The sequence below is a fragment of the Achromobacter mucicolens genome (genome assembly GCF_902859725.1).
Taxonomy (GTDB): domain Bacteria; phylum Pseudomonadota; class Gammaproteobacteria; order Burkholderiales; family Burkholderiaceae_B; genus Achromobacter; species Achromobacter mucicolens.
Window position 1 is genome coordinate 124,459 of sequence record NZ_CADIJP010000015.1, and the last position, 22,640, is coordinate 147,098.

The 22,640-nt window shown below is 65.9% G+C and carries 19 protein-coding genes; 17 read left to right on the forward strand and 2 right to left on the reverse strand.

The window, feature by feature from the left end; translation table 11 throughout:
- Nucleotides 1–27: 27 nt before the first annotated feature.
- Nucleotides 28–522 carry a MarR family winged helix-turn-helix transcriptional regulator gene (locus tag HV786_RS19395; RefSeq protein WP_056327479.1) on the reverse strand — a complete coding sequence of 165 codons (495 nt, stop codon included), beginning with the start codon at nt 520–522 and terminating at the stop codon, nt 28–30.
- A gap of 11 nt (nt 523–533) precedes the next feature.
- Nucleotides 534–1,436, reverse strand: coding sequence for an alpha/beta hydrolase (locus HV786_RS19400; protein ID WP_128829854.1), 903 nt, complete (start codon nt 1,434–1,436; stop codon nt 534–536).
- Between the two features lie 236 nt (nt 1,437–1,672).
- Here HV786_RS19400 and HV786_RS19405 point away from each other — a divergent pair, with 236 nt between their 5' ends.
- From HV786_RS19405 to HV786_RS19485, 17 genes are all read left to right on the forward strand, one after another.
- Nucleotides 1,673–2,836, forward strand: a complete 1,164-nt coding sequence (locus HV786_RS19405; RefSeq protein WP_062840222.1) for an ABC transporter substrate-binding protein — start codon at nt 1,673–1,675, stop codon at nt 2,834–2,836.
- 204 nt (nt 2,837–3,040) lie between these two features.
- Nucleotides 3,041–3,961, forward strand: coding sequence for a branched-chain amino acid ABC transporter permease (locus HV786_RS19410; RefSeq protein WP_063953921.1), 921 nt, complete (start codon nt 3,041–3,043; stop codon nt 3,959–3,961).
- A gap of 2 nt (nt 3,962–3,963) precedes the next feature.
- A complete protein-coding gene (locus HV786_RS19415; protein WP_056327473.1) occupies nt 3,964–4,926 on the forward strand; it encodes a branched-chain amino acid ABC transporter permease in 963 nt (320 codons plus the stop codon).
- Complete coding sequence (locus tag HV786_RS19420) at nt 4,923–5,714, forward strand: ABC transporter ATP-binding protein (protein WP_175211602.1); 792 nt, start codon at nt 4,923–4,925, stop codon at nt 5,712–5,714. Before HV786_RS19415 ends, HV786_RS19420 begins: the two co-directional genes overlap by 4 nt.
- Entirely contained in the window at nt 5,714–6,418 is a 705-nt protein-coding gene (locus HV786_RS19425; protein ID WP_062840220.1) for an ABC transporter ATP-binding protein, read from the forward strand. Before HV786_RS19420 ends, HV786_RS19425 begins: the two co-directional genes overlap by 1 nt.
- Before the next feature lie 321 nt (nt 6,419–6,739).
- Nucleotides 6,740–8,725, forward strand: a complete 1,986-nt coding sequence (gene siaA / locus HV786_RS19430; RefSeq protein WP_217284730.1) for a biofilm regulation protein phosphatase SiaA — start codon at nt 6,740–6,742, stop codon at nt 8,723–8,725.
- Nucleotides 8,726–8,747: 22 nt separating this feature from the next.
- Nucleotides 8,748–9,287 carry a biofilm regulation protein kinase SiaB gene (gene siaB, locus HV786_RS19435; RefSeq protein WP_056327466.1) on the forward strand — a complete coding sequence of 180 codons (540 nt, stop codon included), beginning with the start codon at nt 8,748–8,750 and terminating at the stop codon, nt 9,285–9,287.
- A 36-nt stretch (nt 9,288–9,323) separates the two neighbouring features.
- A complete protein-coding gene (gene siaC / locus HV786_RS19440) occupies nt 9,324–9,701 on the forward strand; it encodes a biofilm regulation phosphoprotein SiaC (protein ID WP_128829858.1) in 378 nt (125 codons plus the stop codon).
- The gene (gene siaD, locus HV786_RS19445; RefSeq protein WP_128829859.1) at nt 9,698–10,495 is read left to right on the forward strand and encodes a biofilm regulation diguanylate cyclase SiaD; all 798 of its coding nucleotides are present in this window, start codon (nt 9,698–9,700) and stop codon (nt 10,493–10,495) included. Before siaC ends, siaD begins: the two co-directional genes overlap by 4 nt.
- A 39-nt stretch (nt 10,496–10,534) precedes the next feature.
- Nucleotides 10,535–13,111: a sensor domain-containing protein gene (locus HV786_RS19450; RefSeq protein ID WP_252870388.1), complete on the forward strand. Its 2,577-nt coding sequence runs from the start codon at nt 10,535–10,537 to the stop codon at nt 13,109–13,111.
- A 1,298-nt stretch (nt 13,112–14,409) separates the two neighbouring features.
- Nucleotides 14,410–16,761, forward strand: a complete 2,352-nt coding sequence (locus tag HV786_RS19455; protein WP_128829867.1) for a bifunctional salicylyl-CoA 5-hydroxylase/oxidoreductase — start codon at nt 14,410–14,412, stop codon at nt 16,759–16,761.
- The gene (locus HV786_RS19460; RefSeq protein WP_062841619.1) at nt 16,758–17,549 is read left to right on the forward strand and encodes an SDR family NAD(P)-dependent oxidoreductase; all 792 of its coding nucleotides are present in this window, start codon (nt 16,758–16,760) and stop codon (nt 17,547–17,549) included. The genes HV786_RS19455 and HV786_RS19460 overlap by 4 nt, the downstream gene beginning before the upstream one ends.
- Nucleotides 17,550–17,591: 42 nt before the next feature.
- Complete coding sequence (locus tag HV786_RS19465; protein ID WP_175211604.1) at nt 17,592–18,449, forward strand: enoyl-CoA hydratase family protein; 858 nt, start codon at nt 17,592–17,594, stop codon at nt 18,447–18,449.
- 2 nt (nt 18,450–18,451) lie between these two features.
- On the forward strand, nt 18,452–19,621 hold the full coding sequence (locus tag HV786_RS19470) for an acyl-CoA dehydrogenase family protein (protein WP_056327452.1): 1,170 nt from the start codon (nt 18,452–18,454) through the stop codon (nt 19,619–19,621).
- A gap of 64 nt (nt 19,622–19,685) precedes the next feature.
- Nucleotides 19,686–21,326: an AMP-binding protein gene (locus tag HV786_RS19475; RefSeq protein ID WP_056327449.1), complete on the forward strand. Its 1,641-nt coding sequence runs from the start codon at nt 19,686–19,688 to the stop codon at nt 21,324–21,326.
- 27 nt (nt 21,327–21,353) lie between these two features.
- Nucleotides 21,354–21,779 carry an acyl-CoA thioesterase gene (locus HV786_RS19480; RefSeq protein WP_062841615.1) on the forward strand — a complete coding sequence of 142 codons (426 nt, stop codon included), beginning with the start codon at nt 21,354–21,356 and terminating at the stop codon, nt 21,777–21,779.
- A gap of 49 nt (nt 21,780–21,828) precedes the next feature.
- Nucleotides 21,829–22,236, forward strand: a complete 408-nt coding sequence (locus HV786_RS19485; RefSeq protein WP_056564551.1) for a RidA family protein — start codon at nt 21,829–21,831, stop codon at nt 22,234–22,236.
- Nucleotides 22,237–22,640 lie beyond the last annotated feature (404 nt).

Sequence of the window (22,640 nt, forward strand, 5' to 3'; positions counted from 1 at the left end):
GCCCCCGGATCCGGCGCGCAAGGACGCTTAATCGCGGTTGGCCGCCGAGCGGGTGGCCACCACCTGCAGCTTCAGTTCGCCCAGCGCCTGGAACAACGCGTTGCGGCTGGATTCGGGCAGGTCGGCGAACATGGATTTGACCCAGTTTTCGTGGGCCCGCGCCATGCGCGAGAAGCTCTTCTTGCCCTGCGGGGTCAGCTTGATGAGCGAGCTGCGGCGGTCGGATTCAACCTTGGTCCGCACCACCAGGCCTTCCTTTTCGAGCTGGTCGGTGATGCCCGTGATATTGCCGTTGGTCACCATCATGTGACGCGAGAGTTCGCCCATCTTCATGCCCTTGGGCGCGCGCTGCAATTGCGCCATCAGGTCGAAGCGGGGCAGGGTGGTGTCGAATTCGTTGCGCAGGCGGCTGCGGATCTCTCCTTCGATGAGATTGGCGCAGGTCAGCATGCGCAGCCACAGGCGCAGCGCGTGATGATCGTCGGGCGCGGCGCGGGATTCCAGGTCGGGAGTGTCGGTCATGGCTCGGAAGATTACCGGGAATGCGGTGGTGATGAGGGCGCCAGACCCATCTGTTCGAAGATGGCTTGGGTCAGCGGGCTGTTCGGATCGTTGAGCGTCAGGACGATATCAAAGTGATTGGTGCCCGGCATCGGGACATACCTGCCCGGAAACCCGCGTTCGCGCCAGGCGGCCAGATAATCATTGCTCTGGCGCTTGAATTCGTCGGTTTCGGATTCGCCGTAGCTGACCAGCAGCGGGCAGCCCGCCTGCGGCAGCTGCAATGCGGGGCTGTTGCGGATGGCGTCGGCCTCGCTCATGCGCATCCATTCGTTGATGTGCGTGTGCACCAGCGGGCGCAGGTCGAACAGGCCCGACAGGGGCGCGGCGCCCCGGACCACGCTGGGCGGCACGTCGTAACTGGCGTGCCAGCCGCTGGCCAGCAGGGCGCCGACCAGGTGGCCGCCCGCGGAACTGCCGCAAATGTGGATGCGCGCCGGATCGCCGCCGTACTCGGCGATATGGCGATGGATCCAGGCCAGCGCGCGCCGGTTCTGGTCGACGATGCGGTCCAGCGTGACGGCCGGGGCCAGCGAATAGTTCACGGCCACCACCACCGCGCCCGCCTGGGTGAACGCCGGCGCCATGTTGCTGGACTCGTTCTTGGACAACAGGCGCCAGTAGCCGCCGTGGATGAACACGAAGACGGGCGCGCCGGGTTTGCCGGGCGCGGCGCCGGCGGCTGGAAATATGTCCAGCAATTCGTCGGGATGGTCGCCAAAAGGCACGTCCAGCGCGCAATCCAGCGTGCGCCGGGCAGTGGCGCTGTCCTCGGCGTATTTCTTGAGTATCGGCTGGATGTCGGGTACTGTCGCGCGAGCGTTGTACTGGACGTCCAGCTGAGCGCGATCGTAGTTGCGGTAGAGGGTGTCCATGGCGGCAGGTGGTAAAAACCCTAGACTTGTTTTGCCGAATACTTTAAACCTAAACTATGAACCACGCCAGTTTTCCCTGTGCTGCTTGAGGGGATTGCGGCGTGGCAGGCATACCTCCTGCCGGCACGGCCTGACGGCGGCGACCATCGCGCCGGCGGGCCGGGCACAGAAGTCTTTCGCATCGCACCTTCAAAAAGAACACCCTCTGCGCGGGCTCGCGCACGGAGCACACCACCATGCGTTTGATCACTTCCTTCCTGGCTGCCGCCGCCCTGGTCCCCGCCATGGCCTACGCCGACACCGTCAAGGTCGGCATCGCCAACGACATCTCGGGCCCGTTCTCGGCGCTGGGCGCCGAGGCCCGCGACGGCTTCAATCTGGCCATCAAGCAACTGGGCGGCAAGTTGGGCGGACAGCCCGCGGAATTCCTGCAAACCGACATGGGCGGCAATCCGGACCAGGCCCGCCAGCTCGTCACGCGCTACATCCAGCGCGAAAAGGTCGACTTCTTCACCGGTCCCATCGGCTCGAACGTGGCGCTGGCCGTCGGCCCCGCGCTGTTTGCCGCCAAGATCCCCTACCTGTCCAACAACCCCGGCCCCAGCCAGTTCGCCGGCGCGCAGTGCAACAACTACTGGTTCGGCACGTCGTACCAGAACGACGCGTTCCACGAAGCGGCCGGCAAGGTCGCGGCCGACCGCGGCTTCAAGAAGATGTTCATCATGGCCCCGGACTACCCGGCCGGCAAGGATGCGCTGACCGGTTTCAAGCGCGGCTACAAGACCGCCCCGGGCGACGAGGTCTACACCAAGCTCGGCCAGATCGACTACGCCGCCGAGATCGCGCAGATTCGCGCCGCCAAGCCGGACGCCGTCTACATCTTCCTGCCGGGCGGCATGGGCATCAACTTCGTCAAGCAGTTCGTCTCGGCTGGCCTGTCGCAGAACGTCAAGCTGATCGGCCCGGGCTTTTCGGCCGACGAGGACGTGATCCAGGCGGTGGGCGACCCCATGCTGGGCATGTACAACACGGCGCAATGGGCGCATGACCTGGACGTGCCGCAGAACAAGGCATTCGTCGACGCCTTCCGCAAGGAATACAACGGCCGCTATCCCTCGGTCTACGCCGCCCAGGCGTATGACGTCATCATGGCCATGGACGCCGCCGTCAAGCAGTCCGGCGGCAAGGCCACCGACCGGGAAGCCATCGTGAAGGCGCTGGAAAAGGCCGACTACCCCTCGGTGCGCGGCAGCTTCACCTACGGCAAGAACCACTACCCGATCCAGGCGTACTACCTGCGCGTCGTCGACAAGGACGGCAGCGGCCGCATCACCAACAAGCTGGTGGGCAAGGTGTTCGACAAGTACCAGGACGTCTACGTTGGCGACTGCAAAATGTAGGAGAGCCCCCCCCGAAGCGCTGCGCGCTTCCCCCCAGGGGGCGTCGCAGCGGACCGGCAAAGCCGGATCCGCGCGACCCTGCTTGGGGGCGGAGGCGTGCGCGGGGGTGATGCGTCGCTGATGCGCCGCTGACGCGTTCTCAGTTGGTTTTGGTGATTGTGTCGGCGCTTGCCTTCGGCGGCGCGCGGCAAGGGGGAAGTTTTCATGACGTTTACGCTGATCGTCGAGCAATTGCTGAACGGTCTGCAGTTTGGGTTGATGTTGTTTCTGATTGCGGCCGGGCTGACCCTGGTGTTCGGGATCATGGACATCATGAATCTGGCTCACGGCTCGCTCTACATGGCTGGCGCCTATGTCGCCGCCGAAACCATGCAACGCACCGGCTCGTTCACCGCCGCGGTCCTCGTGGCGGCGGTCGCCACCGGCATCGTCGGCATCGTGCTGGAACTGTCGCTCATCCGCCGCCTGGCGCTGCGCGACCACCTTGCGCAGGTGCTGGGCACCTACGCCGTCATCCTCATCGCCAATGACCTGGTCAAGATGATCTGGGGCCCGGCGCCGGTCATGCTGAACATGCCCGCGATGCTGTCCGGTCCCGTGCGCCTCTTGCCCGACCTGATGTATCCCGCCTACCGCCTGATGATCATCGTCTTCGGCGTGGCGGCGGCTGCCGGGCTGTACTGGTTTGTGACGCGGACCCGCGCCGGCGTGCTGGTCCGGGCCGGCGCTTCCAACCGCCAGATGGCCACCCTGATGGGCGTGCGCGTGCCGCTGCTGTTCCTGGGCGTGTTCGTGCTGGGCGCCATGCTGGCCGCGGTAGCGGGCGCGCTGCTGGGCCCGATCACCTCGGTGCAGGTGGGCATGGGCGAAGAGATCCTTATCCTGGTGCTGGTGTGCATCGTCATCGGCGGCATCGGCTCGATCCGGGGCGCCTTCGTGGGCGCGCTGCTGGTCGGAATGGTCGACACCGCCGGCCGGGCATTCCTGCCGATGCTGCTGCGCCAGGTGTTTTCTCCGGCCGTGGCCTCCAGCGTCGGTCCGACGCTCGCGGCCATCGCCATTTATGTATTGATGGCGGCAGTGCTGGTGTTCCGGCCCTCTGGCCTCTTTCCGGCGCGGGGCTGACCATGAAAACCAAGATCTGGACCGTGGTCCTGCTGGCTGCGCTGGCGGTGTTTCCGCTGGTGGCGCCCATGCTGGGCCTGGACTTCTACATTTCCTTCGTGCGGCGCGTGCTGATCTACGCGTTGGCGGCGACCAGCCTGAACCTCATCCTGGGGTACGGCGGCATGGTGGCGCTGGGCCACGCCGCGTTCTTCGGCGCGGGCGCCTACGCGGTCGGTATCCTGGCCATGTCGGGCGTCACGTCCGCGCTGGTGTCCTGGCCGGTGGCGATGCTGCTGGCGGGCGTGCTGGCCTGCATCACGGGCGCGATCTCGCTGCGCACGCGCGGCGTGTACTTCATCATGATCACGCTCGCGTTCGCGCAGATGCTGTTCTACATCTTCATCTCGCTGCGCCAGTACGGCGGTGAAGACGGGTTGAACCTGCCGGGCTATTCCACCCTGCCGGGCATCGACCTCGCCCACGACGTCAGCTTCTACTACCTGGTGCTGGTGCTGTTCGCGCTGCTGATGTGGGCCTTCGGCCGCGTGGTCGCCTCGCGCTTCGGCATGGCGCTGCAGGGCATCCGCGAAAACGAATCGCGCATGGAATCCATGGGTTACCCCGTCTACCGCATCAAGCTCGTGGCCTTCACGCTGAGCGGCGCGGCCGCCGGGCTGGCGGGCGCGCTGCTGGCCAACCACAACCTGTTCATTTCGCCCAGCCTCATGCACTGGACCCAGTCGGCGAACCTGCTGATCATGGTCCTGGTGGGCGGCATCGGCCTGCGCTACGGCGGCGTGGCCGGCGCGGTCGTGATGCTGACGCTGGAAGAAGTGCTGCGCCTGTGGACCGAATACTGGCACCTCCCGCTGGGCGTGCTGCTGCTCTGCGTGGTGTTTGGCGCGCCGCGCGGCCTGGTCGGCCTGTTCGGGCCGCTGTTCAGCGGGCGCGCTGCCCCGCAATCCGGCAAGGTGGGCTCATGAACACTCCGATGAATCCCACGACCCGCGCCGCTGGCACGCACGCGCTGCAGGCGCGCGGACTGATCCGCCGCTTTGGCGCCCTGGTGGCCACCGACAACGTGTCGCTGTCGCTGGAGCCGGGCGAGATCCACGCCCTGATCGGCCCCAACGGCGCCGGCAAGTCCACGCTGATCCACCTGCTGTCGGGCACGCTGTCCGCCGATGCCGGCACGCTGGAGGTGGACGGCCGCGACGTCACCGCGATGAACGCGCACCAGCGCGTGGCGGCGGGGCTGTCGCGGTCCTACCAGATCACCAACATCTTCAAGCAGTCCAGCGTGCTGGATAACCTGGTGCTCGCCGTGCAGGCCCACGCCGGCAGCAGCTTCCGCTTCTGGAAGCCGCGCGCCGCGGAGTCGGCGCTGTATGAACAGGCGCGGGAACTGGCGCGCGAATGCGCCATCGACGCCAGCCTGCTTGGCCGCGCCGCGGGCACGCTGCCGCACGGCGAACAGCGCAAGGTGGAGTTTGCGCTGGCGCTGGCCGCCCGGCCCAAGGTGCTGCTGCTGGACGAGCCCATGGCGGGCATGGGGCCGGACGAGACCGTCCGGCTGACCGAACTGATCGAATCCATGCGGGGACGCGCCGCGATGCTGCTGGTTGAACATGACATGCAGGCGGTCTTCCGTCTTGCCGACCGCCTGTCCGTGCTGGTGTACGGCCGGGTCATCGCCTCGGGCACGCCGGACGAGATCCGCGCCAACCCGGAAGTGCGTCAGGCCTACCTGGGCGACGAGGAGACCGTGTGATGCTGGCCATCGAATCGGTAAAGAGCGGATACGGCGCCAGCCAGGTGCTGTTCGGCGTGGACCTGGAAATCGGCGCGGGTCAGGTCGTGACCCTGCTGGGCCGCAACGGCATGGGCAAGACCACGCTGCTGCGAACCCTGTTCGGGCAGCTGCCGCTGCGCGGCGGCAAGATCCATTTCGCGGGGCAGGACATCAGCGGCTGGAGCCCGGATCGCATCGCGCGGGCCGGGGTGGCAATTGTCCCGGAAGGCCGCCAGTGTTTTCCCAACCTGACCGTGCGCGAGCATCTGACGGCATTCGTCGCGGGGCGCAACCCGGACATCGGCGAGCCCTGGACGCCCGATCGCGTGTTCGAACTGTTTCCCCGGCTGGCCGAGCGCGCCCGCAACATGGGCAACCAGCTGTCGGGCGGCGAGCAGCAGATGCTGGCCATCGGCCGAGCGCTGGTCACCAATCCGCGGCTCCTTATCCTGGACGAGGCCACCGAAGGGCTGGCGCCAAAGATCCGCGAGGAAATCTGGAACTGTCTGGCGCGCCTGCGGCAAGCCGGGCAGACCATTCTGGTGATCGACAAATATGTCGAAAGGTTACTTAGTCTTGCCGACCGGCATGTCATCTTGGAACGCGGCAAAGTGGTCTGGACGGGCGATTCCCAAGCCCTGGATTCGGACCGAGGCCTATGGGAACGCTATCTCGGCGTGTAGCCGGCCTGTCGCAATAAAGCTGCAAATCGGGACGGCGAGTGGTAACAGCCGCTGATATAAAACGCAATAAATCAAGATATATATTGCTCGCGTGAAACTTAGGGTGTCTCGAACGCATCCAGACGTTTGCACCTGTATCAATAAACCCCACCGCCATCTACACTAGCCGCGCCGGTTCGCCCGCATGGGGCGCCGGCGTTCAGGCTCATGGCTCAAAAGGCGGGGCATCAGCATGGCAGGGCGCCTCGTACGGCCTAAGCACCCGACCTGCATCCCCGTTTTCGCGCGTGACATCGCATCAGGCTGTCAGGAAGACTTCGCATGGCGAAATGGGGATTGCGCAGGAAATCACTAATGGCGCTGCTGTTGGCGTGTCTGGTCGCCTTGGCGCCGGCGGCGCTGATCGGCTGGCAGGTGCTGGACGGCGTGCGCGAGCACTTCGGCCGCGCCTTTGCCGACAACTTCACGCAGCTGAACCGCCAACGGATCCTGGCCCCGGTGTCGCGCGAACTCGCGCTGTCGCAGCGCCTGGCCGACAGCGAGGTCACGCGCCGCTGGCTTCGCAATGAAAACGATCCCGCCGCGCGCGAGTTGTTCTTCCGCGAGGCCGATGGCTACCGTCGAGACCTGCTGGGCGGCGCCTATTTCATCGCCAGCGCCGCCTCGGGCAATTACTACTTCAACGACGACAAGCCGCTGTCCGAGACGCCGCGCTACACGCTCAGCCCCAGCGCGGCCGACGACGGCTGGTTCTACGCCACGATCAAGTCTTCCGCCCGCTACAACATCAACGTCAATCCGGACCTGAAGCTGCAGACGACCAAGGTCTGGATCAACGTTCAGATCCGCGACGGCGAGAAGGTCATGGGCCTGACGGGCGCCGGGCTGGACGTGGGCGGGTTCCTGAAGGAATTCGTGAACAGCGGCCAGCCGGGCGTCACGCCCATCATCGTGGACGAGGAAGGCGCGATCCAGGCACACATGAACCCCGCGCTGATCGCCTACAACTCGGGCGCGGGCGGGGCCAACGGCGAAGGCATGGTCTTCAGCCTGCTGGACGAGGGCCAGGGCCGCGCCGAGCTGCTGTCCGCCATGCACGCGGCCCAGGCGGACCCGCAGTCCGTGCAATCGGCCTGGGTCAAGATGGACGGCGTGCGCCAGCTGGTGTCGGTGGCGTACATGCCCGAGCTGCACTGGCACGTGCTGACCGTGGTCGACCTGGGCGCGGCCCGCGTCCTGGACACGGGCTGGCTGTGGCCGGCCGCGATCGGCCTGGTGGTGCTGTTTGCGGCGATGCTGCTGTGCTTTGGCTATGCCATCGAACGCCTGATGCTGCGCCCCTTGCGCCGCCTGCAGCAGTCCGCCCGGGCAATCGCCGACGGCAGCTACGACGTGCGCCTGCCGCCGGGCGGCCAGGACGAGATCGGCGACCTGAGCCGGGCCTTCGGCGTGATGGCCGACAAGGTGCGCAAGCACACGGCCGAACTGGAAACCAAGGTGCGAGAACGCACCTCGGAACTGGAAGACGCCAACCGGGCCATGGCCGCGGCGCACAAGAAGATCGGCGACTCGATCGACTACGCAAGCCTGATCCAGCGCGCGATCCTGCCGGACCGCCAGCTGACCCAGTCGCTGGGCGCCCACCATTTCGTGCTGTGGAAGCCGCGCGACGTGGTCGGCGGCGATTTCTACGTGTTCCGCTCGGACGGCGCCAACTGCCTGCTGGGCATCATGGACTGCGCGGGCCACGGCGTGCCCGGCGCGCTGATGACGATGCTGGCGCGCGCCGCCATCGATTTGGCGATCACCGAGGTCGGCCCGGGCGATCCCGCCGGCATTCTGACGCGCACCGACAACGCCATCCGGGCGATGCTGGCCGACGCGCAATTACCGCGGGCCCTGGCCACCAACACCGATGCGGGGCTGGTATATATTGACCGGCAATCCGGCAGGTTGCTGTACGCAGGCGCCAAGATCAGCCTGTACGCAAGCGACGGTGAAACCCTGCGCGAAGTGCCCGGCGCCCGGCGCGCACTGGGTGACAAGCGTATGGGGGTTTACGAGAACATCGTGCTGCAGATGGAGCCGGGCTGGACGTACTACCTGGCTACCGACGGGTTCCTTGACCAGGCGGGCGGCGAGCATGGTTTCGGCTTTGGCAACACGCGGTTCGCGGAAATGCTCAAGACGCACGCCCGCCGGCCGTTAACCGAACAGGCGGCGGCTTTCAGCCAGGCGCTTGCCGAATACCAAGGTGGCCGGCCCCAGCGCGACGACATTACCTTGCTGTCTTTCCGTTTCGAATAATCGTTATCAAGGCGGTACCCTCATGAATGCCTCCGATCTATACGCGTTGGGCGCGCGCTTCGACCAGAACCGCACGCTGCTGTGCTTTAACGGGCCGATCTCGCGCAGCCTGATCGAGGAAATCGGCAATGCGCTGAAGAACTACCTGAACGCCGAGCACGTCCGCCCCGCCGAAGCGATGGATGTGTTCTCGGTCTACATCGAAATGATCCAGAACATCCGCCAATACGCCGCGCAGAACGGCGACGCGGACGCCTCGGCCACGGTGGTCATCGGCCGCCGCGACGAAAGCCGCTACGTGGTGTCGGCGGGCAATCTGGTCAACGCAGAGGACGGCCACAGCCTGGTCGCCCGCATCCAGGAACTGGCCGCGCTGGACAAGGCGGCCCTGAAGGCCGAATACAAGGCACAGCTGCACAAGCCGCGCACGCAGGGCGTGGCGTCGGGCGCGGGCCTGGGCCTCATCGACATCGCGCGCCGCGCCGGCGCTCCGCTGGAAGCCAGCCTGACCCCCGCCGCACAGCCGGGCAAGGCCTTCTTCAGCCTGAGCGTGGTGGTCTGAGAACGCGCGTTCAAAGGATTATTTTCGGAGTATTTGATGAAAGACCTGAACATTCCCGGGACCCAGTCCACGCCCGCCATCGCCGCCGACGCTGCCGCCGGCGTGCTGGCGATGCGCGGCGACTCCTATCCCGAGAATTCCTTCGAACTGTTCGGCCCGGTCATTGAATGGGTCGAGACGTACCTGCAGGATCGCGACGCGCCGCTCAAGCTTGAGCTGGAACTGCTGTACCTGAACACCAGCAGCATCAAGTCCGTGATGGACATCTTCGATGTGCTCGAGGCCGCGCACCGCAAGGGCCGCGAGGTCGGCGTGACCTGGTTTTACGACATGCGCAACGAGCGCGTGGGCGAACTGGCCGAAGAGTTCAAGGAAGACTGCACGTTCCCATTCTCGGTGGTCGGCCGCCAATGAAGCCGGGCGCCGCCGAACTGGATAAGCGCATCGCCGCACTGCTGGCGGATCCGGCCCATGCCGGCCATCCGCTGCGCGACGCGCTAGAAGCGCTTTGGCGGCACACCGAGGAACAGATGACGCGCATCCAGCGCGTGACCCAGCTTTCGGACGCCTACCAAAGCATGGCGCACGAACGTGAACTGGGCCTGTGCGACCAGTTCGATCGGCAGTTGCGCCGGTTGACCCGCATTGCGCGGATCTCGGATCACTACCAGAACATGATGCGCGACCTGAACCGCGCGCTCGAGGAAACGTCCAGCCGCGATCCCCTGACCGGCCTCTTGAACCGCCGCGCGCTAATGGAGACGATCAAGCAGGAAGTCCAGCGCGCCGCGCGCACGGGCGACAGCTTCGTCGTGGCGATGCTGGACGTGGATCACTTCAAGGCCGTGAACGACCGTTTCGGCCACGAAACGGGCGACCGGGCCCTGGTCGAGCTGGCCGGCGTGCTGGTTGAAAGCCTGCGCGAATACGATCTCTGCGGCCGCTGGGGCGGGGAAGAATTCCTCGTGCTGCTGCCGCAGACGCAGCCGGAAGCGGCGCAGGCGGTCATGGACCGCCTGGTGGGCGACGTGCGGGCGATGGCGATGGCGGCCGGGGACGAAGTCCTGCGGCTGACGGTCAGTATCGGCATGGCGCATCACCAGTTGGGCGAAACGTTCTCAGAGACGCTCAGCCGGGCGGATCAGGCGTTGTATCTGGCCAAGCAGGACGGACGCGATCGCGTCGCCCTTGGTTTTCCGAGGCGCTGAATGAAACCGGAACAGCTGTTATCCGGGTTGGAGCCCCTTATGCTTGATTCTCATCTTGGCGGTTCGGAGACGAACCCCCAAGGCGCCGCTTGGCATGTGGGCACTTATCTGACGTCGATGGACCGCGCTTTGCTGCTGTTCGATTTCGACGCCAGCGGCTCCTTGTTGAACGGCAATCCCAATTTCCTGGCCGCGGTGGGTTACACGCGCGAAGAGGCCCTGACGCTGCGCCACGACGTGCTGTGCGACAGCATGGACGAAGGCAAGGGTACCGGTAGCGGCGAGCAGGTGTGGGCCCGGCTGCGCCGCGGCCAGCATTTTTCGGGCACCTGCCGCTACCGCACCAAGGCAGGCGCGTCGCTGTGGATCGAAGCGACCTACCTGCCGCAGCTGAATGAAGCGGGCGAAGTCGGCCGCGTGGCGGTCATCTCGCGCAAGTCGATCGCGGACGCCGAACGCCAGGAGGAAATCCGCCTCCTGATGCTGGGCATCAACGAGACCGGCAATGCGGTGGCGGTGTCGGGCTGTGATGGGCGCATCGTCTACGTGAACGACGGCTTTCAGCGCATGCTGGGCTTTTCGCGCGGCGACGCGGTCAACCAGGACCTGGGCGAACTGCTTTCAGGCGGCCGTGCCGACGGCGGCACGCGCGAGGAGCTGCATCGCCGCATCGCCTGCCGCGAGGGCTATCACAAGGACGTGCTGGTCTACGACCGGGGCGGCAAGCCGTTGTGGGTGTCGGTGATGGCCAATTCGGTGTTCGACGAGCGTGGGACGCTGGTCAACATCGTGGACGTGCTGACGGACATCACGCCGACGAAGGTGCACGAGGTGCTGCAGCGCCGGGTGCTGCAGGCGATGGTGAATGAGGCCTCGGTGGTCGAGGTCATGAACATGGTGTGCCGCGAGGTCGAGCGCCTGGCGCCGGAAGTGGCGGCCTCGGTGGTGCGGGTGGACGATGCGGGCCTGCTGCGCCCGCTGGCCGCGCCGAGCCTGCCGCAGGGCTATTCGGACGCGCTGGAAGGCGTGCCGATCGGTCCGCAGGTGGGCGCCTGCGGCACGGCGGCATTTCTGGGCCGGCCGGTCATCGTGCCGGACATTGCCACGGACCCGCTGTGGGACGATTACCGCCATCTGCCGCTGCCCGAGGAATACAAGGCCTGCTGGTCGTCGCCGATCAAGTCGAGCGACGGCCGGGTGATCGGCACGTTCGGCTTCTATTTCCGCGAACGCCGCCTGCCGGACGATTTCCATCACCGTCTGGTGGACGTGTGCGTGTACCTGTGCGCGCTGGCCCTGGAACGCGAGGAAGCCCGCGCGCGCATCCGCCAGCTGGCGTTCTACGATGAGCTGACGGGCCTGCCGAACCGCAATCTGCTGCTGGCCCAGGCCGAACAGGCGATCGCGCGCGCCGAGCCGGAACGCAAACGGGTGGCGGTGCTGTTCCTGGACCTGGACCGCTTCAAGCAGGTGAACGACACGCTGGGCCACCCGATCGGCGATGCGCTGCTGCGCGATGTGGCGCAGCGCCTGCGCCGCCTGGCGCGCGCGACGGACATCGTGGGCCGCCTGTCGGGCGACGAGTTCGTGATGCTGATGCCGGAGTTCGAACACGGTCGCCTGACCGCCGCCGCGGAACACATCCTGGTGGCGCTGGCGCAGCCGTTCTCGGTGGGCGGTATTACGCTGAACCCGTCGGTGAGCATCGGCATCAGCGTGTTCCCGGAAAACGGCCGCGACATGGATACGCTGCTGCGCCATGCGGACATGGCGATGTACCAGGCCAAGACGGCGGGCCGCAACCGCATTTCATTCTTCAGCGCGGAAATGAACCGCCAGGCGCAGGAAAGGCTGGCGCTGGAAGCGGCGTTGCGAGACGCGCTGGAAGCCAAGGCATTGCGCTTGCATTACCAGCCGCAGGTGGGCTTGAAGAACGGCAGCCTGTACGGGGTGGAGGCGCTGGCCCGCTGGCGTCACCCGACGCTGGGCGATATCTCTCCGGCACGCTTTGTGCCGCTGGCCGAGGAGTGCGGGCTGATCGGTGACCTGGGCGACTGGGCGCTCCGAGAAGCCTGCTCACAACTGTCGATCTGGCGCCACAACGGCCTGCGCGTGCCGTCGGTGTCGGTGAACCTGTCGGCAACCAATTTCCACAACCTGAACCTGCCGCGCATGATCGCGGCGACGCTGGCGGAATTCGGGCTGGCGCCGGCGGATCTGATGCTGGAGATCACGGAAGGCGTGGTGCTGGATGCGACGGCAGGCACGCTGCGTACGATTGCCGAACTGCATCGCCTGGGCGTGCGGCTTTCGATGGACGACTTCGGGACGGGGTATTCCAGCTTGGGCCACTTGCGCCGGCTGATCGTCGACGAACTGAAGCTGGACCGCAGTTTCGTTCAGGGACTGGAGAGCGACGACGCAGCGCGGGCGCTGACCAGCGCGGTGATCCGGATCGGGGAAAGCCTGAGCCTGCCGGTGGTGGCTGAGGGTGTCGAGAACGAGGAGCAGCGGCGCTTCCTGATCGAGCAGGGGTGTGCGGCGGGGCAGGGGTTTCTGTTTTCACCGCCGTTGCCTGCGGGGGATCTTGAGGAGTGGTTGCGGGCTCGGGGGTGATCGGATGGTTACCTGCAGTTGATCTGGGGCTGGAGGCTAGCTTGGTCTCTTGGTTTCGCGGGTTCGGTTCTTAAGACGTCCGGCACGGTGCCGTCCCGGGGTGCGCGGGGCCACGATTGCGGTCCGGAGCCTTCGCTCCGGACTTCCCCTTCGTCATCTTCGTCCGCCTTCGGCTCCCTTCAGATTCCCTCGGGCTTATCGACGCCCCGCGCACCCCGGGCCGCCACCGCACCGGACTCTGGCAATTGAAATCTGATGGTCGTTGGGGCGGTCGGTGTGCTTGGCATTTTTGCGCAGAGACTTTCGGGCTAGAAACATCTTGCGTTGCCCGTCTCCGTTCGGCCGCGCGGGCGGCCTCCGGAGACTTACACAGTGTCGTGCGTTTGGATGATGACGCTTCGCGCATAGGTGTGCGCGTCTCACCAGGTGTCTGACACCCACATAGATGGGCTACAAGCTTGAAGGGTGCTTCTTGGGTGTCAGACACCCATCCTGGCGAAGGCGCTCGTTCTGAGCAGTTGGCAGATTCCGGCGAATTCGTAAGACGGACTCGGGTCTCACACACCACCAAGCGGTCCGTCACTAATCACCAAGTGAACTCAAGTCTCCGATGGGCGGCGCGCGTGCCGACCGTCAAGCTGTAGCAGCCCGTCGCCCCGCGCCGCCCATCACCGCCTCCCCCCCGTGATGCTGGAGCCTTAGCACCCCCATCGCCGCCGGCGCGCAAGCGACCACCGCCTCGACGCCTCACACCGCGTATGCCGATCGTGGCCGCCCGCGCGGCCGCGACTCGGCGGGCCCCGCAAGACTCGCCCCTGACCACAGCTCTAGCAGCGCCCCAACCCGGCACAGCGCAGCTCCTCGGTGCGGGCGGCAGGGGCGCGAGCGCCGTCGATGCGCCCGAGGGAATCTGAAGGGAGCCGAAGGCGGACGAAGATGACGAGGGGGAAGTCCGGAGCGAAGGCTCCGGACCGCAATCGTGGGCGATCGTGCCCCTGCCGACCGCGCCGAGGGGCGGGAGCAGAACGCCAACCCGCGAACTTCGACCCACCGCCAAACCAGAGCCAACGTCAATCCCAGCTCAAGTCCCCATCCCCGTCGCCCCATCCCCCGCCGCTGCATCCCCCCTCCAGCCGTCCCCATTTCCCTCCCCATCCAGCATCCCTAAATACTTTCCCTCATTTGCACACCCACAACTTCAGGTATATATTTCAAGCCTAAACTATCCAGACCTAAATATCTGCGGCTTCCGCTCCAGCACCAAGAGCGACTGTCGCGTACTTGGAGCGTATACGGCAATGAAGATAGTCTGCATCGGCGGCGGTCCCGCCGGCCTGTATTTCGGTCTGCTCATGAAACTGCAGAATCCCGCCAACGAAGTCACCGTCATCGAACGCAACCGTCCGTATGACACTTTTGGCTGGGGCGTGGTGTTCTCCGACGCCACCATGCAGAACCTGCGTGAGGCCGATCCGGTCTCGGCGCAAACCATTGGCGATGCGTTCAACCATTGGGATGACATCGACATCCATTTCAAGGGACGCAGCATCCGCACCAGCGGTCACGGCTTCATCGGCATTGGCCGCAAGAAGCTCCTGAACATCCTGCAGGCGCGTTGCGAGGATGTTGGCGTCAAGCTTGTGTTCGAGAACTTCGTTCAGGATGATCAGGCCATCGCCCGCGAGTACGATGCCGACCTCGTCATTGCCTCGGACGGCATCAACAGCCAGATCCGCACCCGCTACGCGGACACGTTCCATCCCGATATCGATCAGCGCCGCTGCCGCTTCGTGTGGCTGGGCACGAAAAAGGTGTTCGACGCGTTCACCTTTGCCTTCGTGCAGACCGAGCACGGCTGGTTCCAGGCGCACGCATACCGCTACGAAGACGGGATGTCCACGTTCATCGTGGAAACACCCGAGGAAACCTGGCAGGCCGCCGGCATCGAGCAGATGAGCCAGGAAGAGGGCATCGCGTACTGCGAGAAGCTGTTCGCGCCCTGGCTGGATGGCAACAAGCTCATCAGCAACGCCTCGCACTTGCGCGGCTCGGCGATCTGGATCCGCTTCCCGCGGGTCATCTGCAATACGTGGGTCCATTGGAACGATCTGGAAACCGCGCGCGGCACGCGCCGGGTGCCGGTCGTGCTGATGGGCGATGCGGCGCACACCGCGCACTTTTCCATCGGCTCCGGCACCAAGCTGGCGCTGGAAGACGCGATTGAGCTGGCGCGCTGCCTGAGCGGCGCGGAAGGCAGCGTGGAGGCGGGCCTGCATCACTACGAGGAAGTGCGCAGCGTCGAGGTGTTGAAGATCCAGAACGCGGCCCGCAATTCCACCGAATGGTTTGAGAACGTCGAGCGTTACGCCGAGCTGGAACCCGAGCAATTCGCCTATTCGCTGCTGACCCGTTCGCAGCGTATCTCGCACGAGAACCTGCGTCTGCGCGACCCGGCCTGGCTGGAAGGTTTTGAGCGCTGGATCGCCGAACGCGCCGGCGCCGCCACGCCCGAGGGCCGGCGTCCGGCCATTCCGATGTTGACGCCGTATCAGGTGCGCGGCGTGCGGCTGAAGAACCGGATCCTGGTGTCGCCGATGGCCATGTACTCGTGCACGGACGGGGTGCCGGGCGACTTCCACCTGGTTCACCTGGGCGCGCGCGCCATGGGCGGGGCGGGGCTGGTGATGGTGGAAATGACCTGCGTGTCGCCGGACGGCCGCATCACCCCGGGGTGCCCGGGCCTGTGGAACGACGAGCAGCAGCAGGCGTTTGCCCGCATCGTGAATTTCGTGCACGGCAACAGCGATGCGCGCATCGGCATGCAGCTGGGTCACGCGGGCCGCAAGGGGTCGACGCAGCTGGGCTGGCAGAAGATCGATCATCCGCTGGCCGAAGGCAACTGGCCGCTGGTCTCGGCGTCGGCGCTGCCGTACATCGAAGGCGTGTCGCAGACGCCGCGCGCCATGACGCGCGAGGACATGGATCAGGTGCGCGACAACTTCGTGGCGGCCGCGCGCCGCGCGGCGGCGGCCGGCTTTGACTGGCTGGAGCTGCACTGCGCGCACGGTTACCTGTTGTCCAGTTTCATTTCGCCGCTGACGAACCAGCGCGAAGACGAGTACGGCGGCAGCCTGGAGAACCGCCTGCGCTTCCCGCTGGAGGTCTTCCATGCGGTGCGCGCGGTGTGGCCCGAAGACAAGCCGATGTCGGTGCGGATCTCGGCCAGCGATTGGGTGGAAGGCGGCATCACCGCGGACGACGCGGTCGAGATCGCGCGTCACTTCAAGGCGGCGGGCGCCGACATGATCGATTGTTCGTCCGGTCAGGTCAGCAAGGAAGAAAAGCCGGTGTACGGCCGCATGTTCCAGACGCCGTTTGCCGACCGCGTCCGCAACGAAGCGGGCATTCCCACGATTGCAGTGGGCGCCATCTTCGAGGCCGACCACGCCAACGGCATCATCGCCTCGGGCCGCGCGGACCTGTGCGCGCTGGCGCGTCCCCATTTGGCTGACGCCTCCTGGACGCTGCGCGAAGCGGCGCGGGTGGGCTATGTTGATGTGTCGTGGCCGAGCCAGTATTTTGCGGGCAAGCGCCAGCTGGAAACCAACTTCGAACGCGCCGCCGCCATGGCGCAACTGGACATCAAATGAATGCACAACCGTTACCGCTTGCCGGGCGTCACGCGCTGGTGACGGGCGGCGCGCGCGGTATCGGCCTGGCCAGCGCACGGTCGCTGCTGCAGCGCGGCGCCCGCGTCACGCTGCTGGGCCGCGACGGCGGCGCGCTGGACGCCGCGACCGACGAACTGGCCCGGCTGGGTCAGGTGCAGGCGGTCAGTGCCGACATCGCCGACGAGGCGTCGGTGCGCGCGGCCTTCGCGCAGGCCGAGACCGAGTTCGGTCCGGTGCTGGTGCTGGTGAACAATGCGGGCCAGGCGGTCAGCCAGCGGTTCGACCGCACGGACGCGGCGCTGTGGAACCAGATGCTGGCCGTCAACCTGACCGGCACGTTCCACTGCATCCAGGCCGCGCTGCCGGGAATGCTGCAGGAAAAGTGGGGCCGCGTCATCAACGTGGCCAGCACCGCGGGCCTGATCGGCTATGGGTATGTAAGTGCCTACTGCGCCGCCAAGCACGGTGTGATCGGGCTGACCCGGTCGCTAGCGCTGGAAACGGCGCAAAAGGGCGTGACGGTCAATGCCGTCTGCCCCGGCTACACCGAGACCGACATCGTGCGCGGTGCGGTGGCCAACATCGTTGAGAAGACCGGCATGACGCCGGACGCCGCTCGCCTGAAGCTGGCCGAGCGCAACCCGCAGGGCCGCCTGGTGCAGCCCGAGGAAGTGGCCGAGACGGTCGCGTGGCTGGCGCTGCCGGCCTCCGCTTCCATCAACGGCCAGGCGATCGCCGTCGACGGCGGCGAAGTGATGACCGGCTGAGCCCGGCGCCCCAACCACCCAGCATTCACGAACGGAGACACCATGAGCACCCAGCCCGAAGAACACACCATGAAGCATCACAAGCGTCCCATCGCCGGTTACCAGGCGAAGACGTTCCTGTGGCAGGTGTCGGACGACGGCAAGGTCGGCACCATCACGCTGAACCGTCCCGAGCGCAAGAACCCGCTGACGTTCGATTCGTACGCGGAGCTGCGCGATTTCTTCCGGTCGCTGGTGTATGCCACCGACATCAAGGTGGTGGTGGTGACGGGCGCGGGCGGCAATTTCTGCTCGGGCGGTGATGTGCACGAGATCATCGGCCCGCTCACGAAGATGAGCATGCCGGAACTCCTGGACTTCACGCGCATGACGGGTGATCTGGTCAAGGCAATGCGGGCGTGCCCGCAGCCCATCGTGGCGGCGGTGGACGGCGTGTGCGCCGGCGCGGGCGCGATGGTGGCGCTGGCCTCGGACATGCGGTTGGGCACGCCGGCGGCGCGCACCGCGTTCCTCTTCACCCGTGTGGGTCTGGCGGGCGCCGACATGGGCGCGTGCACGCTGCTGCCGCGCATGATCGGCCAGGGTCGCGCTTCCGAGCTGCTGTACACGGGCCGCGCGATGACGGCGGACGAGGGCGCGAGCTGGGGCTTTTTCAATGCGCTGCACGAGTCCGGCAAGCTGCTGGAAGCGGCGCAGGCGCTGGCGGCGCAGTTGGCTGCGGGTCCGACCTTCGCGCACGGCGTGACCAAGAAGCTGCTGCATCAGGAATGGAACATGGGCGTGGACGAAGCCATCGAGGCCGAAGCCGAGGCGCAGGCCATCTGCATGCAGACGCGCGATTTCCATCGCGCCTACGAGGCCTTCGTGGCCAAGCAAAAGCCTGTCTTCGAGGGGAATTGACGATGCGCGACGCAAGCTGGCTGGACTGGCCCTTTTTTGACGACGCGCATCGCAAGCTGGCGCATGAGGTCGACGCCTGGTGCGAGCAATCGCTGGGCGACGTGGACCATCACGATGCGGACGCGGCGTGCAGGAAGCTGGTCAAGGCCATGGGCCAGGCCGGCTGGCTGCGGTATGCGGTGGCGGGCGGCCCGGGCGGGGCCTGGGGCGGCGCGCTGCCCGAGGTCGATTCCCGCGCGGTGTGCATCCTGCGCGAGACGTTTGCCCGCCATGAAGGGCTGGCGGACTTTGCGTTTGCGATGCAGGGGCTGGGCAGCGGCGCGATTTCGCTGATGGGCTCGGATGCGCTGCGCCAGCATTACTTGCCGCGCGTGGCGCGCGGCGAGGCGATTGCGGCCTTCGCGCTGTCCGAACCCGATGCGGGCTCGGACGTGGCGGCGCTGGCGTGCGAGGCCAAGCTTGACGGCGACCATTACGTGCTGAACGGCGCCAAGACGTGGATCTCCAACGGCGGCATCGCGGACTTCTATTGCGTCTTTGCGCGCACGGGCGAAGCGCCGGGGGCGCGCGGCATCAGCGCGTTCGTGGTGGATGCGGATACGCCGGGGTTCGAGGTTTCGGAGCGCATCGACCTGATCGCGCCGCACCCGCTGGCGACAATCACGTTCGACAACTGCCGCGTGCCGGCCACGCACCGGCTGGGCGACGCGGGGCAGGGATTCAAGCTGGCCATGATGACGCTGGACATCTTCCGCGCATCGGTGGCGGCGGCGGCGCTGGGGTTTGCGCGCCGGGCGCTGGATGAAGGATTGGCGCGCGCCAAGACGCGCCGCATGTTCGGCCAGACGCTGGCCGACCTGCAACTGACGCAAGCCGCGCTGGGCGACATGGCGACCGCCATCGATGCCTCGGCGCTGCTGACGTACCGCGCCGCGTGGATGCGCGACGTGCAGAAGCTGCGCACCACGCGCGAAGCCGCGATGGCCAAGATGACGGCCACCGAGTCGGCGCAGACCGTGATTGACCGGGCCTTGCAGATGTTCGGTGGCGCGGGCGTGGTGTCGGGGATGCCGGTGGAGAAGCTTTACAGGGAAATCAGAGCGCTGCGTATCTACGAAGGCGCCACGGAAGTTCAAAAGTTGATCATCGCCCGTGAACTGCTGAAGGCGTAAAGGGGCCATCGAGCGCCTGCCTTTTGCAACGTAAACCGCATCGCACTAGCCAAGGGGAATTTTCATGGAAGTATCCGCCCACATCGACACCTTCGCCCGGGACAACCTGCCCCCGGGCGAACAATGGCCTGAGTTCCTGCTGGACGGCCCCGACGTGGCCTATCCGAAGCGTTTCAATTGCGCGGTGGAACTGGTGGACGCCATGGTCGGGCGCGGCCACGGCGACCGCGTGGCCTTGCGCTGGCGCCAGGACGGCAAGCAGGCGTCGATGACCTATCGGGAACTGGCGGCGCTGACCAACCGCATCGCGCATGTACTGACCGAGGACATGAAGCTGGTGCCGGGCAATCGCCTGCTGTTGCGCGGGCCGAACAATCCGATGATGGCGGCGTCGTGGCTGGCCGCGATCAAGGCGGGCCTGGTGACGGTGCCGACGATGCCGCTGCTGCGTTCGAAGGAACTGAAGCAGATCATCGAGAAGGCGCAGATCCAGGCGGTGCTGTGCGACGTGCGCCTGAAGGACGAGGCGCAGTTCTGCGCGCAGCCGGACCACGAGAACCATTGCCCGGGTCTGGCGCAGGTCATGTATTTCAATGACACGGCAGCCGATGCGCTGGATACGCTGGCCGCCGGCAAGCCGGATACGTTCGAGGCCTGCGATACGGCGGCCGACGATGTGTGCCTGATTGCGTTCACCAGCGGCACGACGGGCGCGCCCAAGGGCTGCATGCATTTTCATCGCGACGTGCTGGCGATGTGCGACCTGTTCCCCAAGCATGTGATCAAGCCGGGGCCGGACGACATTTTCTGCGGCACGCCGCCGCTGGCGTTCACGTTCGGCCTGGGCGGGCTGTTGTGCTTTCCGCTGCGGGTGGGCGCCAGCACGGTGCTGGCCGAGAAGCTGTCGCCGGAGAGCCTTCTGGAACTGATCCAGGAATTCCGCGCGACGATCGTGTTCACGGCGCCGACCTTCTACCGGCAGATGGCGGCGCTGGTGGGAAAATTCGATCTGTCGTCGCTGAAGAAGAGTGTGTCGGCGGGCGAGGCGCTGCCGGATGCGACGCGCCAGCTCTGGAAGGATGCAACGGGGATCGAGATGATCGACGGGATCGGGGGCACGGAGATGATCCACGTGTTCGTGTCGAGCCCGCCGGAGTCGGTGCGCCGTGGCGCAATCGGCCGCGTGGTGCCAGGCTATGTGGCGCAGATCGTGGACGACGAGATGAAGCCGGTGCCCAATGGCACGGTGGGCCGCCTGGCGATCAAGGGGCCGACGGGCTGCCGTTATCTGGCGGATGACCGCCAGCGCCGCTTTGTGCAGAACGGCTGGAATCTGCCGGGCGATACGTTCGTGCAGGACGACGACGGCTATCTGTTCTATCAGGCGCGCAACGACGACATGATCGTGTCGGCAGGCTACAACATCGCGGGCCCGGAAGTCGAGGACGCGCTGCTGCGCCACGAGGCGGTGGCGGAATGCGGGGTGGTGGGCGCGATGGATGACGAGCGCGGGCAGGTGGTGAAGGCGTTTGTGGTGCTCAAGCCGGGTTTTGCGCCAAGCGCGGAACTGGTGACGGCGATGCAGACGTTCGTGAAGGCGAACATTGCGCCCTACAAGTATCCGCGCGCGATCGAGTTCGTGGACGCGTTGCCGCGCACGGAAACCGGCAAGCTGCAGCGCTTTGCGCTGCGCAAGATGGCATAAGCAGGCAATCGGCAACAAGGAAACATCATGGCAGCACCCTTCGTGAGTCAGGTAGAAGTCCGCTTCCGGCATTGCGACCCGGCGGGCATCGTGTTCTATCCGCGCTATTTCGAGATGATCAATGATTTCGTCGAGGAGTGGTTCGACAAGGGAATGGGGCTGCCATTTCATGCGCTGCACGTGGAGCGGCACATCGGCACGCCGATGGCATCTGTGACGTGCGATTTCAGCGCGCCAAGCCGCTGGCACGAGAAGCTGCGCCAGACGCTTTCGGTGCAACGTATCGGCGGGGCGTCGTTCAAGGCGCTGGTGCGCTTTGAAGGGCCTGACGGGCAGTTGCGGTTGTCGGCGACGCTGACGATCGTGACGGTGGATCTGCGGACGATGAAGTCGATGCCGCTGCCCGCGGATCTGCGGGAACGCATGCAGGATTATCTGGCAACCGCGGCATAAGCGGGCGCCACCCTGTGGTTTGTTTATTTGATCAATAGGATGAGACGTTATGAAGATTCTGCAACCGCCGGATTGGATGGCGCCCCGGGGCTATTCGAATGGTGTGCTGACCGAGATGCAGGTGGGCAGCAAGCTGGTGTTCGTAGGCGGACAGGTGGGCTGGAACGGGCAGCAGCAGTTCGAGTCCGATGACTTCGCGGACCAGGTGCGCCAGGCGCTGCTGAACATCGTGCAGATCCTGGCCGAGGGCGGGGCGAAGCCGGAACATATCGTGCGGATGACGTGGTATGTGACGGACAAGGATGAATACGTGGCGGCTTATCCGGGCATCGGCAAGCACTACCGTGAGCTGATCGGCCGGCATTTCCCGGCGATGACGGCGGTGGAGGTTGCCGATCTGGTGGAGGATCGCGCGAAGGTCGAGATTGAAGTGACTGCGGTGGTGCCTGCGCAGTAACTCGTTATTCGGTTTGACGGTGTACCGAAGGTTCGCCGCTTTTGCTGCCCGGCCGGCACCGGGGGGCTGGAGCGGCGGGCCTTTGGTGCTTATGGCTGCGTTTTGTTTGGTTTTTTTGGCGGGTTTGCTGAAGTGGTTTTCTGGCACTCTCATGATTGTCGGGTGTCTTGTTCGGCAGGTGTCTGACACCCGCAGGAGACAGTCGTCATTGCACGGCGGTCGTGGCCGGGTGTCTGACACCTTCATGATGCCTCGGTGCCGTTCTTAAGACGCCCGGCGCGTCGTCGGCCTGGGGCGCGCGGGGCTACGATTGCGGTCCGGAGCCTTCGCTCCGGACTCCCCCTTCGTCATCTTCGTCCAGGCCTTCGGCCTTCCCTTCAGATTCCCTCGGGCGCATCTACACG